Origin of the sequence: Kluyvera huaxiensis (genome assembly GCF_040149365.1) — a bacterium.
In the GTDB taxonomy this organism is placed as follows: Bacteria; Pseudomonadota; Gammaproteobacteria; order Enterobacterales; family Enterobacteriaceae; genus Kluyvera; species Kluyvera intermedia_A.
The window spans coordinates 68,882-87,554 of record NZ_JBEFLV010000008.1 but is presented as its reverse complement, the minus strand read 5'-3'; the positions used below and the strand labels follow the sequence as shown (position 1 = coordinate 87,554).

Here is an 18,673-nt window from a genome sequence, read left to right as displayed (position 1 = left end):
CCAGGATGACGACATGGCCGTAACTTTTCCGGGCGTATGCGCCGTGGTGCCGGCAGCCGGATTTGGCCGCCGCATGCAAACGGATTGCCCAAAACAATATCTCTCAATCGGTAACAAAACGATTCTTGAACACTCGGTAGACGCGCTGCTGGCTAATGCCCGCGTCCAGCGGGTGATTATCGCCGTCTCTCCCGGAGACGAACGCTTCCAGCAGCTCCCTCTTGCTCAACACCCACAGATTACCGTCGTTGATGGCGGTGCCGAACGTGCTGACTCCGTTCTGGCTGGCCTGCGTGCCGCCGGAGATGCGCAATGGGTGCTGGTACATGACGCCGCGCGCCCGTGCCTGCATCAGGATGATTTAGCGCGCTTGCTTAGCCTGAGTGAAACCAGCCGCGTTGGTGGAATTCTCGCCGCACCGGTTCGTGACACGATGAAACGTGCTGAACCAGGAAAAACAGCGATTGCCCACACGGTCGATCGTAACGATTTGTGGCACGCGCTGACGCCACAGTTTTTCCCACGCGAACTGCTGCTTGATTGCCTGACTCGTGCATTGAACGAAGGGGCGACGATTACCGATGAAGCGTCAGCCATAGAGTATTGCGGCTTTCACCCCGAATTGATTGCCGGACGCGCTGATAACATTAAAGTAACTCGCCCGGAAGACCTGGCGCTCGCTGAATTTTACCTCACCCGCTCGGATAACCCGGAGAAAGCATAATGCGAATTGGACACGGTTTTGACGTACACGCCTTTGGAGGCGTTGGCCCGATTATCATTGGCGGCGTGCGTATCCCGTATGAAAAAGGCCTGCTGGCGCACTCCGACGGTGACGTCGCGCTGCACGCCCTGACCGATGCACTGCTTGGCGCTGCGGCGCTGGGTGATATCGGCAAGTTGTTCCCGGATACCGATCCGGCCTTCAAAGGTGCCGACAGCCGCGCATTGCTGCGCGAGGCATGGAAACGCGTGCAGGCAAAAGGCTACACCCTGGGCAACGTCGACGTGACGATCATCGCTCAGGCGCCGAAAATGCTGCCGCATATCCCGCAAATGCGCGTGTTTATTGCCGAAGACCTCGGCTGCCATATGGATGATGTCAACGTCAAAGCAACCACTACCGAGAAGCTCGGCTTCACTGGGCGTGGGGAAGGCATTGCCTGCGAAGCGGTTGCTCTGCTGAATAAGGCGAAGTCATGATAGCGTTTGATGAATTGACCTGGTTGCACGATAAGCCGCAGAGTTCGGGGCTTCTGAAGGCCAATCCGGAAGATTTTCTGGTGGTTGAAGACTTGGGCTTTGAGCCGGATGGTGAAGGCGAGCATATTCTGGTCCGCATTCTGAAAAATGGCTGCAATACCCGCTTTGTTGCCGATGCGCTCGCTAAATTCCTTAAAATACACGCTCGGGAAGTGAGCTTTGCCGGGCAAAAAGATAAACATGCAGTCACCGAACAGTGGCTGTGCGCGCGCGTGCCGGGCAAAGAGATGCCCGATTTAACCCAGTTTCAGCTGGAAGGCTGCCAGGTACTGGAATATGCGCGCCATAAGCGTAAGCTGCGTTTAGGGGCGCTGAAAGGCAACCAGTTCACGCTGGTGCTGCGCGAAGTCAAAGGGCGCGACGAAGTTGAAGCCCGTTTGCAGGCGATTGTTGACCGCGGCGTGCCTAACTACTTTGGCTCTCAGCGCTTCGGGATTGGCGGTAGCAACCTGCAGGGTGCACTGCGCTGGGCAGAAAGCGGGGCTCCGGTACGCGATCGTAATAAACGCAGTTTTTGGTTGTCGGCGGCCCGTAGTGCGTTGTTTAATCAGATTGTGAGTGAACGCCTAAAAAAACCGGACTTTAATCAAGTTGTTGACGGCGATGCGCTACAATTATCCGGGCGTGGCAGCTGGTTTGTTGCCAGCGTTGAAGAGCAGGCAACCTTGCAGGCTCGCGTTGATGCGCGTGAATTGATGATTACCGCAGCGCTGCCGGGTAGCGGCGATTGGGGAACCCAGCGCGACGCTCTGGCATTTGAACACACCGTGCTGGCTGAAGAGACCGCGCTGCAGTCGCTGCTGGAGCGTGAAAAAGTCGAGGCCGCTCGCCGTGCCATGCTGCTGTATCCGCAGCAGATGAGCTGGAACTGGTGGGACGACGTCACCGTCGAACTGCGTTTCTGGCTTCCCGCCGGCAGCTTTGCAACCAGCGTGGTAAGGGAACTTATCAATACAACAGGTGATTATGCGAATATTGCTGAGTAACGATGACGGGATCCATGCGCCAGGCATTCAGACGCTGGCCAGAGCCTTACGGGAGTTTGCCGAGGTTCAGGTAGTTGCACCCGATCGTAACCGCAGTGGCGCATCCAACTCGCTGACCCTGGAGTCCTCGCTTCGCACCTTCAATTTTGATAATGGCGACATTGCCGTGCAGATGGGCACTCCGACGGATTGCGTCTATCTTGGCGTCAATGCGCTGATGCGTCCGCGTCCGGACATCGTGGTTTCTGGGATTAACGCCGGGCCAAATTTGGGCGATGATGTTATCTATTCCGGCACGGTGGCGGCTGCAATGGAAGGCCGTCATTTAGGTTTTCCCGCACTTGCCGTATCGCTAAACGGTCATCAGCATTATGAGACCGCGGCTGCGGTCACCTGTTCGCTATTGCGTGCGCTTGCTCGCGAGCCGCTACGCACCGGGCGCATTTTGAACGTCAACGTTCCCGATCTGCCGCTCGACCAAATCAAAGGTATTCGTGTGACCCGCTGCGGTAGTCGTCATCCAGCGGATAAAGTCATTCCGCAGCAGGATCCGCGCGGTAACACGCTTTACTGGATTGGCCCTCCTGGGGCTCAATGTGATGCGGGCCCGGATACTGATTTTGCCGCCGTTGACGCCGGCTACGTTTCTGTGACCCCGCTGCATGTGGATCTCACGGCCTACGGTGCGCAGGACGTGGTAGCCGATTGGCTGGATCAGGCGAGGGTCGACGCGCAATGGTAGTCAGCAAACGCATTCAGAGTCTGTTGAACCAGCTTCATCAGCTTGGCATCCGCGATGAGCGGGTGCTTGATGCGCTGGCGCAGGTACCACGTGAAAAATTTATCGATGAAGCATTTGAACACAGTGCGTGGGATAACGTGGCGCTGCCGATTGGTATGGGGCAAACCATTTCTCAACCGTATATGGTGGCGCGAATGACCGAGTTGCTGGAGCTGACGCCTGAGTCCCGAGTGTTGGAAATCGGCACCGGCTCGGGCTATCAGACGGCGATTCTGGCGCATCTGGTTCATCATGTTTGCTCCGTTGAGCGGATAAAAAGTTTGCAGTGGCACGCCCGGCGTCGCCTTAAGCAACTTGATTTACACAATGTATCTACCCGTCATGGCGATGGCTGGCTGGGGTGGCAGGCGCGTGCCCCGTTTGACGCCATCATCGTGACGGCGGCTCCGCCGGAAATTCCGGTTGCGTTAATGTCGCAGCTGGATGACGACGGCATTCTCGTGTTACCCGTGGGCGATGATCAGCAGTATTTGAAACGCGTTCATCGGCGGGGAGGCGAATTTATTATTGATACCGTAGAGGCCGTTCGCTTTGTTCCTCTGGTGAAGGGGGAACTGGCCTGAGACCCGGATTTTTCTGAGGGTTTTCAGCCTAATTCAGCGTATGGTGAACACGTTTTCCAGTGTTCATGACGTGCGTTGCGCGGTATTAAGTCACTGGCAGTTAACCTATTCCTGGGGGATAAATGAGCGCGGGAAGCCCTAAATTTACCGTTAATCGTGTAGTGGCATTGTCACTGATTTCACTTTGGCTGGCCGGTTGTTCTTCATCGAATAATGCGCCAGCGCCCGTTAGCACCGTCAACAGCAACGGCTCTGGCAGCACGAGCTCCGGCATGCTGATTACACCGCCGCCAAAAATGGGCAGCACGGCGCAGTCCACACCTCAGATCCAACCAATAAAGCCGATTCAGACACAGCCCGTTCAAACCCAGCAGCGCGTTACGCAACCCGTCGCGCAGCAGCCGGTACAGATGGAAAATGGTCATATCGTCTACAACCGTAAGTACGGTGATATTCCAAAAGGCAGCTACGCAGGTGGCAGCACCTATACGGTGAAGCACGGCGACACGCTGTTCTATATTGCCTGGGTGACCGGCAACGACTTCCGCGATCTTGCGCAGCGTAACAATGTTGCCGCACCTTATGCGTTGAACGTAGGCCAGGTACTGCAGGTAGGCAATGCGTCCGGTCAGCCTATTACCGGTAATAACCCGGTAGCGATAGCGAGTGCGCAGAACAGTAGCGGAAATACCGGATTAGTCTCAAAACCTGCACAAAATTCAACCGGAGCTGTTGCGTCGACTACCACAATTACGTATTCTGAGGATTCAGGTGAACAAAGTGCTAATAAAATGTTGCCTAATAACAAGCCTGCGACGACTACCGTCACAACGCCTGTAACAGCACCTACTACGAGCACAACCGTAGCGACTGCCAGCAGTACATCAACCAGTTCGCCAATCTCTTCCTGGCGCTGGCCAACTGACGGCAAGATTATCGAAAACTTTAGCGGCACCGACGGTGGCAACAAAGGTATCGATATTGCGGGCAGTAAAGGACAGGCAATCGTCGCAACCGCCGATGGGCGCGTCGTCTATGCCGGTAACGCACTGCGCGGTTACGGTAATCTTATTATCATCAAACACAACGATGATTACCTGAGTGCTTACGCTCATAACGATACGATGCTGGTAAAAGAGCAACAAGATATCAAGGCGGGGCAGAAAATCGCTACCATGGGTAGCACAGGCACAAGTTCGACACGTTTGCATTTTGAAATTCGTTACAAGGGGAAATCCGTCAACCCGCTGCAGTATTTACCGCAGCGATAATTCGGCAAAGTACTTCACATGAACGCTTTCAGGTGGCGTCGGCAGCCGCAGGGGCTACCTGAAAAGTGACATGATAAGGTGCATTGCCTGGGGATCACGGGTAGGAGCCACCTTAATGAGTCAGAATACGCTGAAAGTTCATGATTTAAATGAAGATGCGGAGTTTGATGAGAATGGAGCAGAGACTTTTGATGAAAAAGTCCTGAATGAAGAGGAACCCAGTGACAGCGAACTCGCCGAAGAGGAGCTTTTATCGCAGGGTGCCACTCAACGTGTACTCGATGCGACTCAGCTCTATCTGGGAGAGATCGGTTATTCTCCATTATTAACCGCAGAAGAAGAAGTCTACTTTGCTCGCCGTGCTCTGCGTGGCGATGTCGCCTCACGCCGCCGGATGATTGAAAGCAACCTCCGTCTGGTAGTGAAAATTGCTCGCCGTTATGGCAATCGTGGTCTGGCGCTGCTGGATCTTATCGAAGAGGGCAATCTGGGGCTGATTCGTGCCGTAGAGAAGTTCGACCCGGAGCGTGGGTTCCGCTTTTCGACCTATGCCACGTGGTGGATCCGTCAGACTATTGAACGGGCTATCATGAACCAAACCCGAACAATCCGTCTGCCAATCCATATCGTTAAAGAACTGAACGTCTATCTGCGTACCGCGCGTGAACTGTCACATAAACTGGATCACGAGCCGAGCGCCGAAGAGATAGCAGAACAGTTGGATAAGCCCGTTGATGACGTTAGCCGGATGCTGCGTCTCAATGAACGCATCACTTCAGTTGATACGCCACTGGGTGGGGATTCTGAAAAAGCGCTGCTGGATATCCTGGCCGATGAAAATGAAAACGGCCCGGAAGACACCACGCAGGACGATGATATGAAACAAAGCATCGTCAAATGGCTGTTCGAACTGAACGCCAAGCAGCGTGAAGTGCTGGCTCGTCGTTTTGGCCTGCTGGGCTATGAAGCGGCAACGCTTGAAGATGTGGGCCGTGAAATCGGTCTGACCCGCGAACGCGTACGTCAGATTCAGGTTGAAGGTCTGCGCCGTCTGCGGGAAATCCTGCAGGGTCAGGGGCTTAACATCGAAGCACTGTTCCGCGAGTAAGTGAACATTCGTCAAAAAGGCCAGTCTGTGACTGGCCTTTTTCTTTTGTAGCGAGAGATTGCTGAGTGCCATATGGCTTTGGCAGCCGACAAAAAAAGCATCTTTTAGCCCATCATTTTTCGCACCAGTTTGGTAAACATCGCGCGCTCTTCATCGCTCAGCCTACCCAAAAATTCCTCATCAACGCCGTTGCCGATTGGTTTTCTGGCGTTTAACAATGCTTCGCCTTCCGGTGTGAGGAACACAAATCGCCGGCGTTTATCGGCAGGATCGGGCTCGCGTTTCACCAGATTGCGGCTTTCCATCCGGCTCAGCATTTCTGCCAGCGTGGCTTTCGTACTGACGGCGACCTCGGTGAGTTCGACCTGTTCGATACCAGGATGCTCGGCAATCGAACGCATGACCGCGTACTGGGGCTTGGTCAGCTCCGGCAATTCGTGCTGCCAGCGTGCCGTGTGCTGTTGGAAAAGCTGGCGTAGCAGGTGAAATGCTTCGTTTCTTAACTCCATGAAAACCCCATCTTAAAAATGCGTATCCTCCATGATAGCCGCTCCTGTGGGCTTTTTTAATCCTCTATCTTTAAGCTGTAAGTGCGATCGTGTACGAACAATATTGCCACTCCGTTTTTTCTGGAGTAATTTTATGAAAAATGTTCGTGTACGAACAAAATATTGAGGTAATGAATGAGACTGATTGTTGGAATGACTGGCGCCACCGGGGCCCCTCTTGGTATTGCTCTGCTCCAGGCATTGCGCGACATGCCTGATGTGGAAACCCATCTGGTGATGTCGAAATGGGCCAAAACCACTATTGAACTCGAGACACCGTACAGTGCGCGTGACGTGGCTGAACTGGCCGACTTCGCCCATAGTCCCGCCGATCAAGCCGCCGTTATCTCATCAGGCTCTTTTCGTACCGACGGCATGATTGTCATCCCTTGCAGTATGAAAACGCTGGCGGGGATCCGTGCTGGTTATGCCGATGGTCTGGTTGGTCGCGCCGCCGATGTGGTGCTCAAAGAGGGGCGCAAGCTGGTACTGGTGCCGCGTGAAATGCCGCTCAGCACCATTCACTTAGAAAACATGCTGGCGCTGTCGCGCATGGGCGTGGCGATGGTGCCGCCTATGCCAGCGTACTACAACCATCCGCAAACCATTGATGATGTTACCCATCATGTCGTGACGCGGGTGCTGGATCAGTTTGGCCTTGAACATCGTCAAGCACGCCGCTGGGGCGGGTTACGGGCAGAGAATTTTTCACAGGAGAATGCATAATGGCTTTTGATGATTTACGCAGTTTTTTGCAGGCGCTGGAAGACCAGGGGCAACTGCTAAAAATTAGTGAAGAGGTAAATGCCGAGCCGGATTTGGCGGCTGCTGCCAACGCGACAGGCCGTATTGGCGACGGTGCGCCAGCGCTGTGGTTTGATAATATTCGCGGCTTTACCGACGCGCGCGTGGCGCTCAATACTATCGGCTCGTGGCAAAACCATGCGATATCCATGGGGCTGCCGATCAATACGCCAGTCAGAAAGCAGATTGATGAATTTATCCGCCGCTGGGATAAATTTCCCGTGTCACCTGAACGCCGTGCGAATCCCGCTTGGGCTGAAAATACCGTCGATGGCGAAGAAATTAACCTGTTCGATATTTTGCCGCTGTTTCGTCTGAACGACGGCGATGGCGGTTTTTATCTCGATAAAGCCTGTGTGGTGTCACGCGATCCGCTTGATCCTGATAACTTCGGTAAGCAAAACGTCGGTATCTACCGAATGGAAGTGAAGGGCAAGCGTAAGCTTGGTCTACAGCCTATCCCGATGCACGATATCGCGCTGCATTTGCATAAAGCCGAAGAGCGCGGGGAAGATCTGCCGATCGCTATTACCCTTGGTAACGACCCTATCATCACTCTGATGGGCGCCACCCCGCTGAAATATGACCAATCAGAATATGAGATGGCCGGAGCGCTGCGCGAAAGCCCATACCCAATCGCTACCGCGCCGCTGACTGGTTTTGATGTGCCGTGGGGCTCTGAAGTGATCCTCGAAGGGGTGATTGAAAGCCGTAAGCGTGAGATTGAGGGGCCATTCGGCGAATTCACCGGGCACTATTCCGGCGGTCGTAACATGACGGTGGTGCGCATCGACAAAGTTTCTTACCGCACCAAACCCATTTTTGAATCTCTCTACCTTGGCATGCCGTGGACCGAAATTGATTATCTGATGGGCCCGGCCACCTGCGTGCCGCTGTACCAGCAGTTGAAAGCTGAATTCCCCGAAGTGCAGGCGGTCAATGCGATGTATACCCACGGCCTGCTGGCCATTATCTCGACCAAAAAACGCTATGGCGGCTTTGCCCGCGCGGTAGGGCTGCGTGCCATGACCACGCCGCACGGCCTGGGCTACGTGAAAATGGTGATTATGGTTGATGAAGACGTTGACCCGTTCAACCTGCCGCAGGTGATGTGGGCGCTGTCGTCGAAGGTTAACCCAGCGGGCGATTTGGTCCAGTTGCCGAACATGTCGGTACTGGAACTCGACCCTGGCTCAAGCCCGGCGGGGATCACCGATAAGATGATTATCGATGCGACCACGCCGGTTGCGCCGGACAATCGTGGCCACTACAGCCAGCCGGTACAGGACCTGCCTGAAACCAAAGCCTGGGCTGAAAAACTGACCGCTATGTTGGCTAACCGTAAGTAAGGAGGAAAAGATGATTTGTCCACGTTGCGCTGATGAACGTATTGAAGTGATGGCGAAGTCACCCGTAAAAGATATCTGGACGGTTTATCAGTGCCAGCACTGCCTGTACACCTGGCGCGATACCGAACCGCTACGCCGTACCAGCCGCGAGCATTATCCGGAGGCCTTCCGCATGACGCAGAAAGATATCGATAATGCGCCAATGGTACCGAGTATTCCGCCGCTGCTGGCGCAAGATAAGCGCTAACAAACTCCATCCACTCCACGCCATAAAGCGTGGAGTGGAATAGACGTTAGATTGCCCACCCTCCCGCGTAGAATGCCACCAGCGCAACCGCGATAATCACCGTGCCAATATTGAGTTTTTGCCACTCACGCGCCGCCAGCCGACCAATAACCAGAGTGACAAAACCGAGCATGATGCCGGTAACGATATTACAGGTCAGAACAATAAAGACTGCGCAAACCAACCCCGACATCGCATCGATGAAATCATTGAAATCAAGTTTTGATACGTTGCTCAGCATTAATAGGCCGACGTACATCAATGCAGGTGCAGTGGCATAGCCAGGGATCAGGAATGAGAGCGGCGAGAGGAAGAGAATAACCAGGAACAGGCAGCCGACCACGGCAGCGGTCAGGCCGGTTTTTCCGCCTGCGGCGGTCCCAGCGGCCGATTCAATATAAACGGCCGCTGGTGCCGCGCCTACCAGGCCCGAGAAGACGGAACTGATGGAGTCACTGGTCAGTGCTTTACCGCCATTAATTATCTGGTTGTCTTTATCCAGAAGGTTCGCCTGGCCCGCAACGGCGCGAATGGTGCCGGTTGCGTCAAATACCGCCGTCATCACCAGAGCCAATACGCTGGGTAACACCGTAGGTTTGAGTGCCCCCATAATATCCAGGCTAAAGATCAATGATTTACCGTCTGGCCCGCTGAGGCTGGGTATCGCGACCAGGCCATGATATTGCACTTCAGGGTCAAAAATGAGGCCGATAATCGAGATAACGATAATGACCAGCAGGATCCCACCGGGAACCCGGCACTTCTCCAGGCCAAAAATGACGGCCAGGCCGAGCAAACTCATGATGACGGGAAAGGAATCAAAGGCACCGAGGGCAACAGGTAGGCCTTCCAGCGGGTTTTTAATCACCATTCCCACGCCGTTAGCCGCGATCAACAGCAGAAATAACCCAATGCCGATACCGGTACCATGCGCAATGCCCATCGGCAAATTGCGTAGAATCCAGGTGCGTATGCCGGTAACGGAAATGGCCGTGAAGATGACCCCCATCAGGAAAACAGCGCCCAGAGCGACAGGCACGCTGATATGTTGCCCGAGAACCAGACTAAAAGCGGTAAATGCAGTTAGCGAAATGGCGCAGCCGATAGCCATCGGCAGATTTGCCCACAGCCCCATCAGCAACGAGCCGAAGCCCGCGACCAGACAGGTGGCGACGAATACCGCCCCGGGTGGGAAACCGGCTTTGCCTAACATTCCCGGTACCACAATGACCGAATACACCATGGCTAAAAACGTGGTGAGCCCGGCGAGGATCTCCCGGCGAACGCTGCTGCCGCGCGCTGAAATGTGGAAATAATTATCCAACGCACCGTGCAAGGATGAGGAAGCGGGAGTTTGTTGCATTTCTCCAGACATAATGGTGCCCTCAAAGAGTGTGAGTTTTGTGTTTAAAATGAATTAGCTACGTTCATATACCAACCGGCCATCGATATAGGTACGGTAGATGGAGCGGTCATCCCCCAGCGTCATCATCACAAACAGCTTGTCAGCCAGAGAAATGGAGTTGTCATAGCGAAGTTGCTGCAATGGCGTAGCGGTGGGTTCGAGCACCACGAAATCGGCTTCTTTACCCAGATTGAAATTGCCAATCAAATTATCCAGCCCCAATGCCTTCGCGCCGCCTAGCGTGGCGAGATAAAAGGCTTCAAATGCGGAAAGTCGATAGCCCTGGAGTTGCACGACTTTGTAGGCTTCATTCAGGGTCTGCAGCATGTTGAATGTCGTGCCGGCGCCAATATCGGTGCCCATGCCAACGTTAACTTTTTTGTGCCATGCTTTTTGCAGGTTAAATAACCCGCTGCCGAGATACAGGTTGGAGGTTGGGCAAAAAGCGATGCTGGAATGCGTTTCGCTCAGGCGATCCCATTCTTTGTCTTCAAGATGCACGCAGTGGGCAAAGACGCAGTTTTTACCCGTCAAACCGAACTGGTGATAGACATCGAGGTAACCATCGTGATTAGGGTAAAGTTCTTTGACCCATGCGATTTCATCCTTATTTTCGCAAAGGTGAGTATGTACCCAGGTGTCGGGATATTCTTCGCGCAGCCGCTGCGCCATTGCCAGTTGTTCAGGTGATGACGTTGGGGCGAAGCGAGGGGTGATGGCATATAAAAGACGGCCATTTTTATGCCAGCGCTCGATCAGCTCTTTGCTTTGCTGATAGCTGCTTTGCGCATTATCAAGGAGATATTCAGGGGCGTTGCGATCCATCATCACCTTACCGGCGATCATACGCATATTAATATGGCTTGCCGCTTCGAACAGGGCATCGACCGATTGCGGATGAACGGTACCAAAAACTAATGCCGTAGTGGTACCGTTACGCAGCAGTTGTTTAATGAAAAAGGCCGACATTTCCCGGGCGTAATCGAGATCCTGATAGCGCCGCTCTGTGGGAAAGGTGTGTTTATTTAGCCATTCCAACAGCTGCTCGCCATAGGCCCCCACCATTTCACTTTGCGGATAGTGAATATGCGTATCGACAAACCCTGGAACAATTAATTTGCCGCGGTAATCGCGAATACGGATTGAGTCTGGAATCAGGTGTTTTCCCTCTTCCCATTGACCAAACCATTCAACTTTACCGTTACGAATTAACAGTAAACCATCTTCAATGAAACGCAGCGCCGACTCTATCTCTTCCGGATGCGTAATCGTTCGCGTGATGTCAATAAAGCTTCCGCGAACCGCTTTGAACTTCTTTTCTTCGGGCATGATAAATTCCTTTCTTATTTAATGCGTATCCTTTGCGGATGCGGTGGCTGGCAAAATTTCTTCTGGTCGATAACCGCCCGGGAGAATTAAATTCAGAACGATAGCCGTTAATCCACCCGCGCAAATAGGGTTTTCCACTAAGACATAAATCGATGCTGGCAATATTTTGAAAATCTCAGGGTCGTAAGAAACACCCAGCCCTAAGCCTAAGGAAGTGGCAACAATTAAGGTGTCGCGACGTTTTAAACCGTTGGTAATAATGATGCGTATTCCGGCTATCGCTATCATGGAGAACATCAGCGTCATGGCACCGCCCAGAACAGCCGATGGAATGGTGGTGAAGAAACCGCCGATGGCTGGGAATAGCCCAAGAATGACCAGCATAACGGCAATCATCCGGCCGATATGACGGGAGGCCACGCCGGTCATCTGAATGACGCCATTGTTTTGGGCAAAAGTAGTGAGTGGTAATGAACCAACGGCTGAAGCAATGACCGAAACGATACCATCGGCCAGCACACCGCCTTTTAGGCGTGACTGATATTCTTCCCCCTGAATCGGGCGGTTAGAGACCATGGCGGTAGCCGTAATATCCCCGACGGCTTCCAGCACGCTGAGTAAATAAATGGTACCGACGACCAGAAAATGATGAAAGCTGAAATGAAAACCGTATTTGAACGGTACAGGAATGGTGATGAGCGGTAAGTTTTGCAAACCACTGAAGTCGACCATACCCAGACATAATGAAACAATATAGCCAACAAATAATCCAATCGCGATACCGCCCATACGTAACAGAGGGCTACGGCAACAGTTGAAGGCAATAACCACAATTAAGACCAGCAGGCCCACGCCAATATGCTGATAGCTGCCGAAGGTGCCGCTGCTTTTCGCCGCAAAACCGCCGCCAAAATCAATAATGCCGACTTTGATTAAGCTCAGGCCAATCATCAGAACCACAATGCCGCTGACGGTAGGCGTAATGACCCGGCGTAAATAAGGCAGAATAAATGAAGCGCCGACGACCAAAAATGCGCCCACAAACGAAATCCCGAGCAGTGACGACATGATAAGTTCTTCATGAAAACCGTCGCTCTTCATGCTGCTACCCAACGCAATCATCACGGTCACGAAAGAAAAATTAACCGACTGAATTGATAGCAGGCCGGAGCCCACGATTCCGTATCGGTTTACCTGGAGCCAGGTACCGACACCCGAGGCTATCATCGCCATTGAGACCAGATACGCAGTGGTCTCGGTAGAGAGTTGTAATGCCGCGCTAACGATTAAGGCTGGTGTTACCATCGGCACAAATATCGCTAATAAATGTGTAATCGCGCCAATAATAGCCTGGTAAAATGGTGGCTTATCCTCCAGTTCATATATCAGGTCGGCATTCGTGCGAGTTATATCAGACATCCCTTTACTCCTTCTAAAGCAAATTTGATCATCTGATTTTGAGGAAAGCATTGGCGAATTTTGGGCGTAGAAGACCCTGAGAATGCGTTATCTCAATTCGCTATACACGTCATCCTGCTAAACCGGTGGGGTGTAAACGGGCCGTCGAAACGGCCCATTGTCGTTATATATTTCCTAAAGCACGCAGTATTTTTTCTGCGCTGAAGTGCCACTCGCGCAACCAAACGCCGCAGGCATCGTGAATTGCGGTGGCGATAGCCGGTGCTGCGCCGTTAACGCCAATTTCGGAAATTGATTTCGCGCCGAAGGGACCGACCTTATCATCGCTGGGTACCAATACCGCACGGAAATCGCGAGGGATATCGCCGATTTTCGGTGCGCCGTAGGTCCGCAGGTCGCGGGTGAGGGGATGGCCGTGGGCATCATAGATAATCTCTTCACTCATGCTGTGGCCGATGGCGCGCATGGTGGCGCCGTAGATTTGCCCCAGCGCCAGTTCCGGGTTAACCGGGGTGCCGCAGTCGAGTAAGGCATAAAACTTATCAAGGCGAATTTCACCGGTACGGGTATTCACTCCGAGTTCGACAAAGTTTGCGCCATAGGGGAAGGCAAAGTCAGGCGTGATGTAGCAGGCAGTGGCAGACAGAGCGCCGAAGCCCGTACCGGTTTCCCCCAGATGAGCAATATCACCAAAGCTCACTTCACCTCTCTTACCACGAACGACACCTGGTGCCGCAATGATGACGTCGGCTAACGGTTCCTTGAGCATTTCTGCGCCATGGAACAGGATTTTATCGCGCAGGTTTTCCGCCGCTTTGCGCGCCGCGTTGCCAGAGAAACAGGTTCCTGAAGAGGCATAAGCGCCTTTATCGAACAGTGCGCTATCCGTATCACCGGAAATGACCTGTACGTCAGACAACGGGCAATGCAGCACTTCGGCGGTCAGCTTGGCGACAACCGTATCCAGCCCGGTACCGATATCCGCGCCGCCGGACTGCACGATAAAGGTCCCGTCAGACTCCAGCTTGATTAAGCAGTTCGCCTGGTCGATATCCGGGATGCCTGATTTCTGCATAATAATCGCCACCCCGCGGCCGATTCGCCAATCGCCATGGTGCGGTTTTGGTGATGACCATTGGATCATCTCCCGGCCTTGTCGCAGGATCTCTTCCAGCGCACAGCTGGCGGCAGAAGGAACGGACGTCGGAGCTTTACCTTCACCGATTGCGCCAAGGATTTTGAGCTCCTGGCCTTCATGCACGCGATTGCGTTCGATGATTTCCAGTTGATCGATTTGCAGCTGTTCAGCCAGCTCAGCTAAAGCCATCGTCATGGCGAAGTTGCCTTTTGGGGCGCCATAGCCTTGATAAGCGCCGGTCGGGCAAATATTGCTGTAGTAGGTCGTTACCTGAAAATCGACGTTATCACAGGGATACAGCGGCAGCGACAGCGCAGGACCATTGCAGGGAACGGTCAGTGCGTGATTACCATAAGGCCCGGTGTTGGCGCAGAAATCCATTTTTACGGCGGTCAGCCGACCATCTTTTTTCGCCCCGAGTTTAACCGTCACCTTGGCGACGTGGCGCGAGGTATTGGCAATAAATTCTTCCTCACGGGTATAGCGGAAATAGACCGGACGCCCCGTCACGCAGGTCGCCCAGGCGCAAACCTCTTCTAACAAAATGTCCTGTTTCGAACCGAATCCGCCACCAACGCGTTCCTTGATAACGTGAACCTTATGCTGCTTCATGCCGACAAGGCGTGCGACCTGGCGACGAACGTGCCACGGTACCTGGGTAGACGCGTGGATGACTAAGCGATCGCCATCCATTCGCGTAAAGCACACGTGAGGTTCTGCCGGACACTGCTGCGCCTGAGTTGAACGATAGGTTCGTTCAATAATGACGTCGGCATCGGCAAAGCCTTTTTCCATATCGCCAATATGGCCGTGGATGCTGGCGGCGATATTCTTACGCGGGCGCGAGCCAATGGGGAAATTAACGATCATATGCTCGCCGCGTTGGGTGGCGTGCTGATTATCTTCCTCCAGCGTGTCCGGGGCTCCGACACCGTAAATGACCGGCTCATCGTGCACTATCGGCGCATTGTCTGCCATCGCTTCGTCAATCGACATAACGGGTTTAAGCACATGGTACTCAACATTGATGAGGGCGAGCGCGGCCAGCGCAATCTCTTCGCTTTCAGCCACCACGGCAGCCACGCGGTCGCCGACGTGGCGCAGTTTCTTGCCAAACATTCGCCGGTCTAATGGCGATGGCTCTGGCGCACTTTGGCCGCCGGGCGTGTAGTAAATATCCGGGCAGTTGCGATGGGTAATGATATGAACAACGCCAGGCAGGGCCTCCGCCTGACTGACGTCGAGATGCGTAATCAGCGCATGTGCGTGCGGGCTGCGTAACATTTTGATGACGCAGGCATTGGCGGTTACGCGATCCTCAACATAGCAAGGTTTGGCCTGCACCATGATGGCAGCATCAGATTTAGGATGCAGTTTACCAACCACGTTAAGATCGGGACGGAAGGTTGGGGCGATAGTTGAGGTGGCGTCAGGATTGGCTTTACGGGCAATAGCGAGTTCGATGACCTGGTAATATTGCTGCCAGCCAGCGTCCCGACTGAACAAACCGGAAAGTGCGTCATCGATCTCTTCGCGGGTCGGGGCCGTAATTCGGTTGATAAGATCGGTAATAATGAGTGCCGCCGCGGGATCGTTATAGCCAGACTGAACGACACCAACATCAATCATCGCCTGTTGGACAAGGCTGGGTTCGTTCCATTTTCCCAATGATTCTGCGGTTAAAATGGTCGCCTGCTCTAATTGCGCGGCAATCAGCAAGGAGGCATTGACGATATGACCGTTAAAAATAATGGCGTCAGAACCGGCAAATCCAAAACCGTCATCGCTGTTACGTACTGAATGCATGCCGAGTTTAAACAGGAGTTTCTGCACGTTTTCACCCGCGTTGACTCGTATTTCCTGGGCGATACCGTTTAGCGTAAAATGAACCATCATGCTATTTCCTCCCCCATTTGCTGGCAGTCGGCATAGAGATCTGCCACGACAACGCCGGTGATATAGCGTTTATAGGCAATGCTGCCGCGCAGATCTGCCTGTGGGAAAATTGCGGCAGCGACAGCCTGTTCCAGCGCGCTGCCTTCTAGCCTTTGCGCTTCAACATCGTGCAGGCGCTGCGTGTGCGGCGTGACGCCGTTAAGGGCAATTCGCACACCGTCATGTTCAGTGAGTGCGACCGCCGCAGTGACAACCGTTAACCCCGCCTGTGAGCGGCTGATTTTGCGCGTCGCGCAGAAACGATAGGGATCTTTAATCACGATTTCGGTTATCAAACGGTCATCCGGGCTGGCCAGATAATCTTCCAGCGCCAGCGTTTCGCCATTACCAAACAGCAGCAAGGTATCCAGCGCCAGGAGTACGGGAAGTAATACAGACTCTTCCTGGCGAGCGGCGATTTCTCCACCAAGGGTGGATTGATTACGAAGGTGTCGGGAATAGACAAACCCCAGCGCGTCGTAAAGGGCGGAAGAAATGAAATGGGTATCGCGCAGCATCTGTAGGGATGTCATAGCGCCAATACGCAATGTGCCGTTATCCCAATCGACCCACGATAGTTCTAAATCGTGAAGCGAGATAGCAATCCGCTTATTGGTGCGCGTTGGCGTTGCGTTGAGTTTGCTGCCGCCAGCAAACCAAGTGGCTTCATCCTGATAGCGGCGTTTAAGCTCAAGAGCCTGTTCGACAGAATCGGGCCTGAAAAATTGTTCGATCATAAACTGTCCTTATGCTCCTCTCTTTAGAAATGACTGAGAGCCTGTATCGGTAGCGGCCTTTCTGGCCGTGAGTAAATCGAAACGTATTTAGAATTGGGATATATGCAGCAACGTCCATACCACACTTACTGGATGATGGAATAAAAAGAGAATTATGTGAGTGACTTCTAATTCTGAATCGACTTTGTGAAATACATCGCTTTTATTGCGCGGGGGATCTATTTGTTCGTTACGTTAGGCATTGTCTTTTATTATTTTTATCGAATTCCCGCTAATGATGGGAATCTCTCATTATGATAATGATAAATGAAGGGTGACTCCTGAGAATATGATGAATAAGAGACGTCCTTGTCTCTTTGGCGGTATTACTGCTCTTGCTCACAGGCCTGCACGGTATTCACAATGGTCTGATAGCCGGTACAGCGGCACAGGTTTCCAGCCAGGCCGCGGCGAATTTCAAGAATGGTGAGCGGTGAATTATGCGGTTTAGCCAGCATTGCCGTGGTGGCCATGATAAACCCCGGCGTACAGAAGCCGCACTGGATGGCGCCCGATTCGGCATAGGCTTGTTGAATCGGTGAAAGCTGTTCGCCGCGAGATTCGCCTTCCAGCGTCCGGATCTGTTTCCCCGCGGCCCAGACGGCCAGATAGAGACAGCTATCCACGGCAATACCGTCAATCAGCACGGTGCAGGCTCCGCATTCCCCCACGCAACAGCCCTGTTTGACACTCAGATATCCCTGCTCCCGGAGCAGATCTGCCAACGGCATGCCCGGAACAATATCGGCTTCAAAAGCCATTCCGTTGATGGTGCATTCCAGCACGATTCTGTCAGTGCGCTTCATAGCAGCTTTCCTCCCGCCGCAATGACGGCTTCGCTAATGACCTTTCGGGTCATGGTCTGGATGAGGTGTAGACGAAACTCTTTACTCGCGCGCCAGGATGAACGCGGTGCGACGTCCTGAAGAACGGCTTCGCAGATAGCGTTCAACGTCATCTGCGTTAAAGGTGCATGATGAGCGGTTTGCTCGGCGTGCTGACAGCGGATAGGCGTTGGGGCCGCCACGCCGAAAGCCAGACGTAATTCATCAATGCTGTCGCCCTGCAGACGGCAGCGCGCCGCACAGCCAATTGTCGAGATATCCATCGCATCGCGCATGGCGTATTTAAAATGCGCGCTGCCGGTATGGGCGTCTGAGGCCACGGGAAAATGGAACGCAGCGACAATTTCGTGTTGCTCAAGCGCAACCTTGCCGGGGCCGGTATGAAAACCCTGTATAGGGGCAAACCTCATGCCCTCGGGGGTGTGGATTTCCAATGAGGCATCGTAAATCAGCGTTGGCGTCGCGGAGTCTGCGCTGGTGGCACCATTACAAATATTGCCGCCGTAGGTGGCGACGTTACGAATCTGCGGGCCAGCGATGGATGCCGCGGCAGCGCACAGGGCAGGGAGGTGTTGCCGGGTTAACGGATGCTCGATAAGTTCGGTGAAAGTGGTGGCCGAGCCAATGCGCAACGTTCCTTCCGGGGTGAACGCGATGCCGCGAAGTTCGCTCAACCCATGGATATCGACAATATGGCGGTAGCGGGCGTTGTGATGATGGAGTTGAATCAGCACATCGGTTCCCCCTGCGAGCAATTTAGCCTGCGGGTTGTTAGAAAGCAGGTTGATAGCTTCGGAAATCGTGGCGGCGCGATGATAAGTTGTAATATCAAACATGGTGTTATCC

Annotated in this window: 18 protein-coding genes; 10 read left to right on the top strand and 8 right to left on the bottom strand. The window is 53.5% G+C overall.

The annotated features are described in order from the left end of the window. Window positions 1-13 precede the first annotated feature (13 nt). The 7 genes from ispD to rpoS all read left to right on the top strand — a co-directional run bounded on the left by ispD (window position 14) and on the right by rpoS (window position 5,993). Entirely contained in the window at window positions 14-724 is a 711-nt protein-coding gene (gene ispD / locus ABOC97_RS10435) for a 2-C-methyl-D-erythritol 4-phosphate cytidylyltransferase (protein ID WP_349597188.1), read from the top strand. Further along, a complete protein-coding gene (gene ispF, locus ABOC97_RS10430; RefSeq protein ID WP_349597185.1) occupies window positions 724-1,203 on the top strand; it encodes a 2-C-methyl-D-erythritol 2,4-cyclodiphosphate synthase in 480 nt (159 codons plus the stop codon). Before ispD ends, ispF begins: the two co-directional genes overlap by 1 nt. Further along, complete coding sequence (truD, locus tag ABOC97_RS10425; RefSeq protein WP_349597182.1) at window positions 1,200-2,249, top strand: tRNA pseudouridine(13) synthase TruD; 1,050 nt, start codon at window positions 1,200-1,202, stop codon at window positions 2,247-2,249. The genes ispF and truD overlap by 4 nt, the downstream gene beginning before the upstream one ends. Further along, window positions 2,230-2,991: a 5'/3'-nucleotidase SurE gene (surE, locus tag ABOC97_RS10420; RefSeq protein WP_349597180.1), complete on the top strand. Its 762-nt coding sequence runs from the start codon at window positions 2,230-2,232 to the stop codon at window positions 2,989-2,991. Before truD ends, surE begins: the two co-directional genes overlap by 20 nt. After that, entirely contained in the window at window positions 2,985-3,614 is a 630-nt protein-coding gene (locus ABOC97_RS10415; protein WP_349597177.1) for a protein-L-isoaspartate(D-aspartate) O-methyltransferase, read from the top strand. The genes surE and ABOC97_RS10415 overlap by 7 nt, the downstream gene beginning before the upstream one ends. Window positions 3,615-3,787: 173 nt before the next feature. Next, window positions 3,788-4,885: a murein hydrolase activator NlpD gene (gene nlpD / locus ABOC97_RS10410; protein WP_349597432.1), complete on the top strand. Its 1,098-nt coding sequence runs from the start codon at window positions 3,788-3,790 to the stop codon at window positions 4,883-4,885. A 115-nt stretch (window positions 4,886-5,000) separates the two neighbouring features. Next, complete coding sequence (rpoS, locus tag ABOC97_RS10405) at window positions 5,001-5,993, top strand: RNA polymerase sigma factor RpoS (protein WP_052282148.1); 993 nt, start codon at window positions 5,001-5,003, stop codon at window positions 5,991-5,993. A gap of 104 nt (window positions 5,994-6,097) precedes the next feature. On the opposite strand, the gene ABOC97_RS10400 is transcribed toward rpoS, so the two are convergent. Then, window positions 6,098-6,502: a MarR family winged helix-turn-helix transcriptional regulator gene (locus ABOC97_RS10400; RefSeq protein WP_349597173.1), complete on the bottom strand. Its 405-nt coding sequence runs from the start codon at window positions 6,500-6,502 to the stop codon at window positions 6,098-6,100. A 174-nt stretch (window positions 6,503-6,676) separates the two neighbouring features. Here ABOC97_RS10400 and ABOC97_RS10395 point away from each other — a divergent pair, with 174 nt between their 5' ends. Genes ABOC97_RS10395 through ABOC97_RS10385 form a run of 3 tightly spaced genes read left to right on the top strand, consistent with a single transcriptional unit; the run spans window position 6,677 to window position 8,941 of the window. Continuing rightward, a complete protein-coding gene (locus ABOC97_RS10395; protein WP_349597170.1) occupies window positions 6,677-7,267 on the top strand; it encodes a non-oxidative hydroxyarylic acid decarboxylases subunit B in 591 nt (196 codons plus the stop codon). Continuing rightward, window positions 7,267-8,694, top strand: coding sequence for a non-oxidative hydroxyarylic acid decarboxylases subunit C (locus ABOC97_RS10390; RefSeq protein WP_349597167.1), 1,428 nt, complete (start codon window positions 7,267-7,269; stop codon window positions 8,692-8,694). The genes ABOC97_RS10395 and ABOC97_RS10390 overlap by 1 nt, the downstream gene beginning before the upstream one ends. A gap of 10 nt (window positions 8,695-8,704) precedes the next feature. After that, window positions 8,705-8,941 (top strand): non-oxidative hydroxyarylic acid decarboxylases subunit D, encoded by a 237-nt coding sequence (locus tag ABOC97_RS10385; protein ID WP_349597164.1) that lies wholly within the window; start codon window positions 8,705-8,707, stop codon window positions 8,939-8,941. A gap of 46 nt (window positions 8,942-8,987) precedes the next feature. On the opposite strand, the gene ABOC97_RS10380 is transcribed toward ABOC97_RS10385, so the two are convergent. The 7 genes from ABOC97_RS10380 to xdhB all read right to left on the bottom strand — a co-directional run bounded on the left by ABOC97_RS10380 (window position 8,988) and on the right by xdhB (window position 18,663). Beyond that, complete coding sequence (locus ABOC97_RS10380) at window positions 8,988-10,355, bottom strand: NCS2 family permease (protein WP_234506820.1); 1,368 nt, start codon at window positions 10,353-10,355, stop codon at window positions 8,988-8,990. A 42-nt stretch (window positions 10,356-10,397) separates the two neighbouring features. Continuing rightward, window positions 10,398-11,714 (bottom strand): guanine deaminase, encoded by a 1,317-nt coding sequence (gene guaD, locus ABOC97_RS10375; protein WP_349597160.1) that lies wholly within the window; start codon window positions 11,712-11,714, stop codon window positions 10,398-10,400. An 18-nt stretch (window positions 11,715-11,732) separates the two neighbouring features. Further along, on the bottom strand, window positions 11,733-13,133 hold the full coding sequence (locus ABOC97_RS10370) for a nucleobase:cation symporter-2 family protein (RefSeq protein WP_349597157.1): 1,401 nt from the start codon (window positions 13,131-13,133) through the stop codon (window positions 11,733-11,735). 163 nt (window positions 13,134-13,296) lie between these two features. Then, window positions 13,297-16,167: a molybdopterin-dependent oxidoreductase Mo/Fe-S-binding subunit gene (locus ABOC97_RS10365; RefSeq protein ID WP_349597154.1), complete on the bottom strand. Its 2,871-nt coding sequence runs from the start codon at window positions 16,165-16,167 to the stop codon at window positions 13,297-13,299. Beyond that, on the bottom strand, window positions 16,164-16,943 hold the full coding sequence (gene ygfM / locus ABOC97_RS10360; RefSeq protein ID WP_349597151.1) for a molybdopterin-dependent oxidoreductase FAD-binding subunit: 780 nt from the start codon (window positions 16,941-16,943) through the stop codon (window positions 16,164-16,166). Before ygfM ends, ABOC97_RS10365 begins: the two co-directional genes overlap by 4 nt. A 365-nt stretch (window positions 16,944-17,308) precedes the next feature. Further along, window positions 17,309-17,788, bottom strand: coding sequence for a xanthine dehydrogenase iron sulfur-binding subunit XdhC (xdhC, locus tag ABOC97_RS10355; RefSeq protein WP_349597148.1), 480 nt, complete (start codon window positions 17,786-17,788; stop codon window positions 17,309-17,311). Then, on the bottom strand, window positions 17,785-18,663 hold the full coding sequence (gene xdhB, locus ABOC97_RS10350; protein ID WP_349597145.1) for a xanthine dehydrogenase FAD-binding subunit XdhB: 879 nt from the start codon (window positions 18,661-18,663) through the stop codon (window positions 17,785-17,787). The genes xdhC and xdhB overlap by 4 nt, the downstream gene beginning before the upstream one ends. Between the last annotated feature and the right edge of the window lie 10 nt (window positions 18,664-18,673).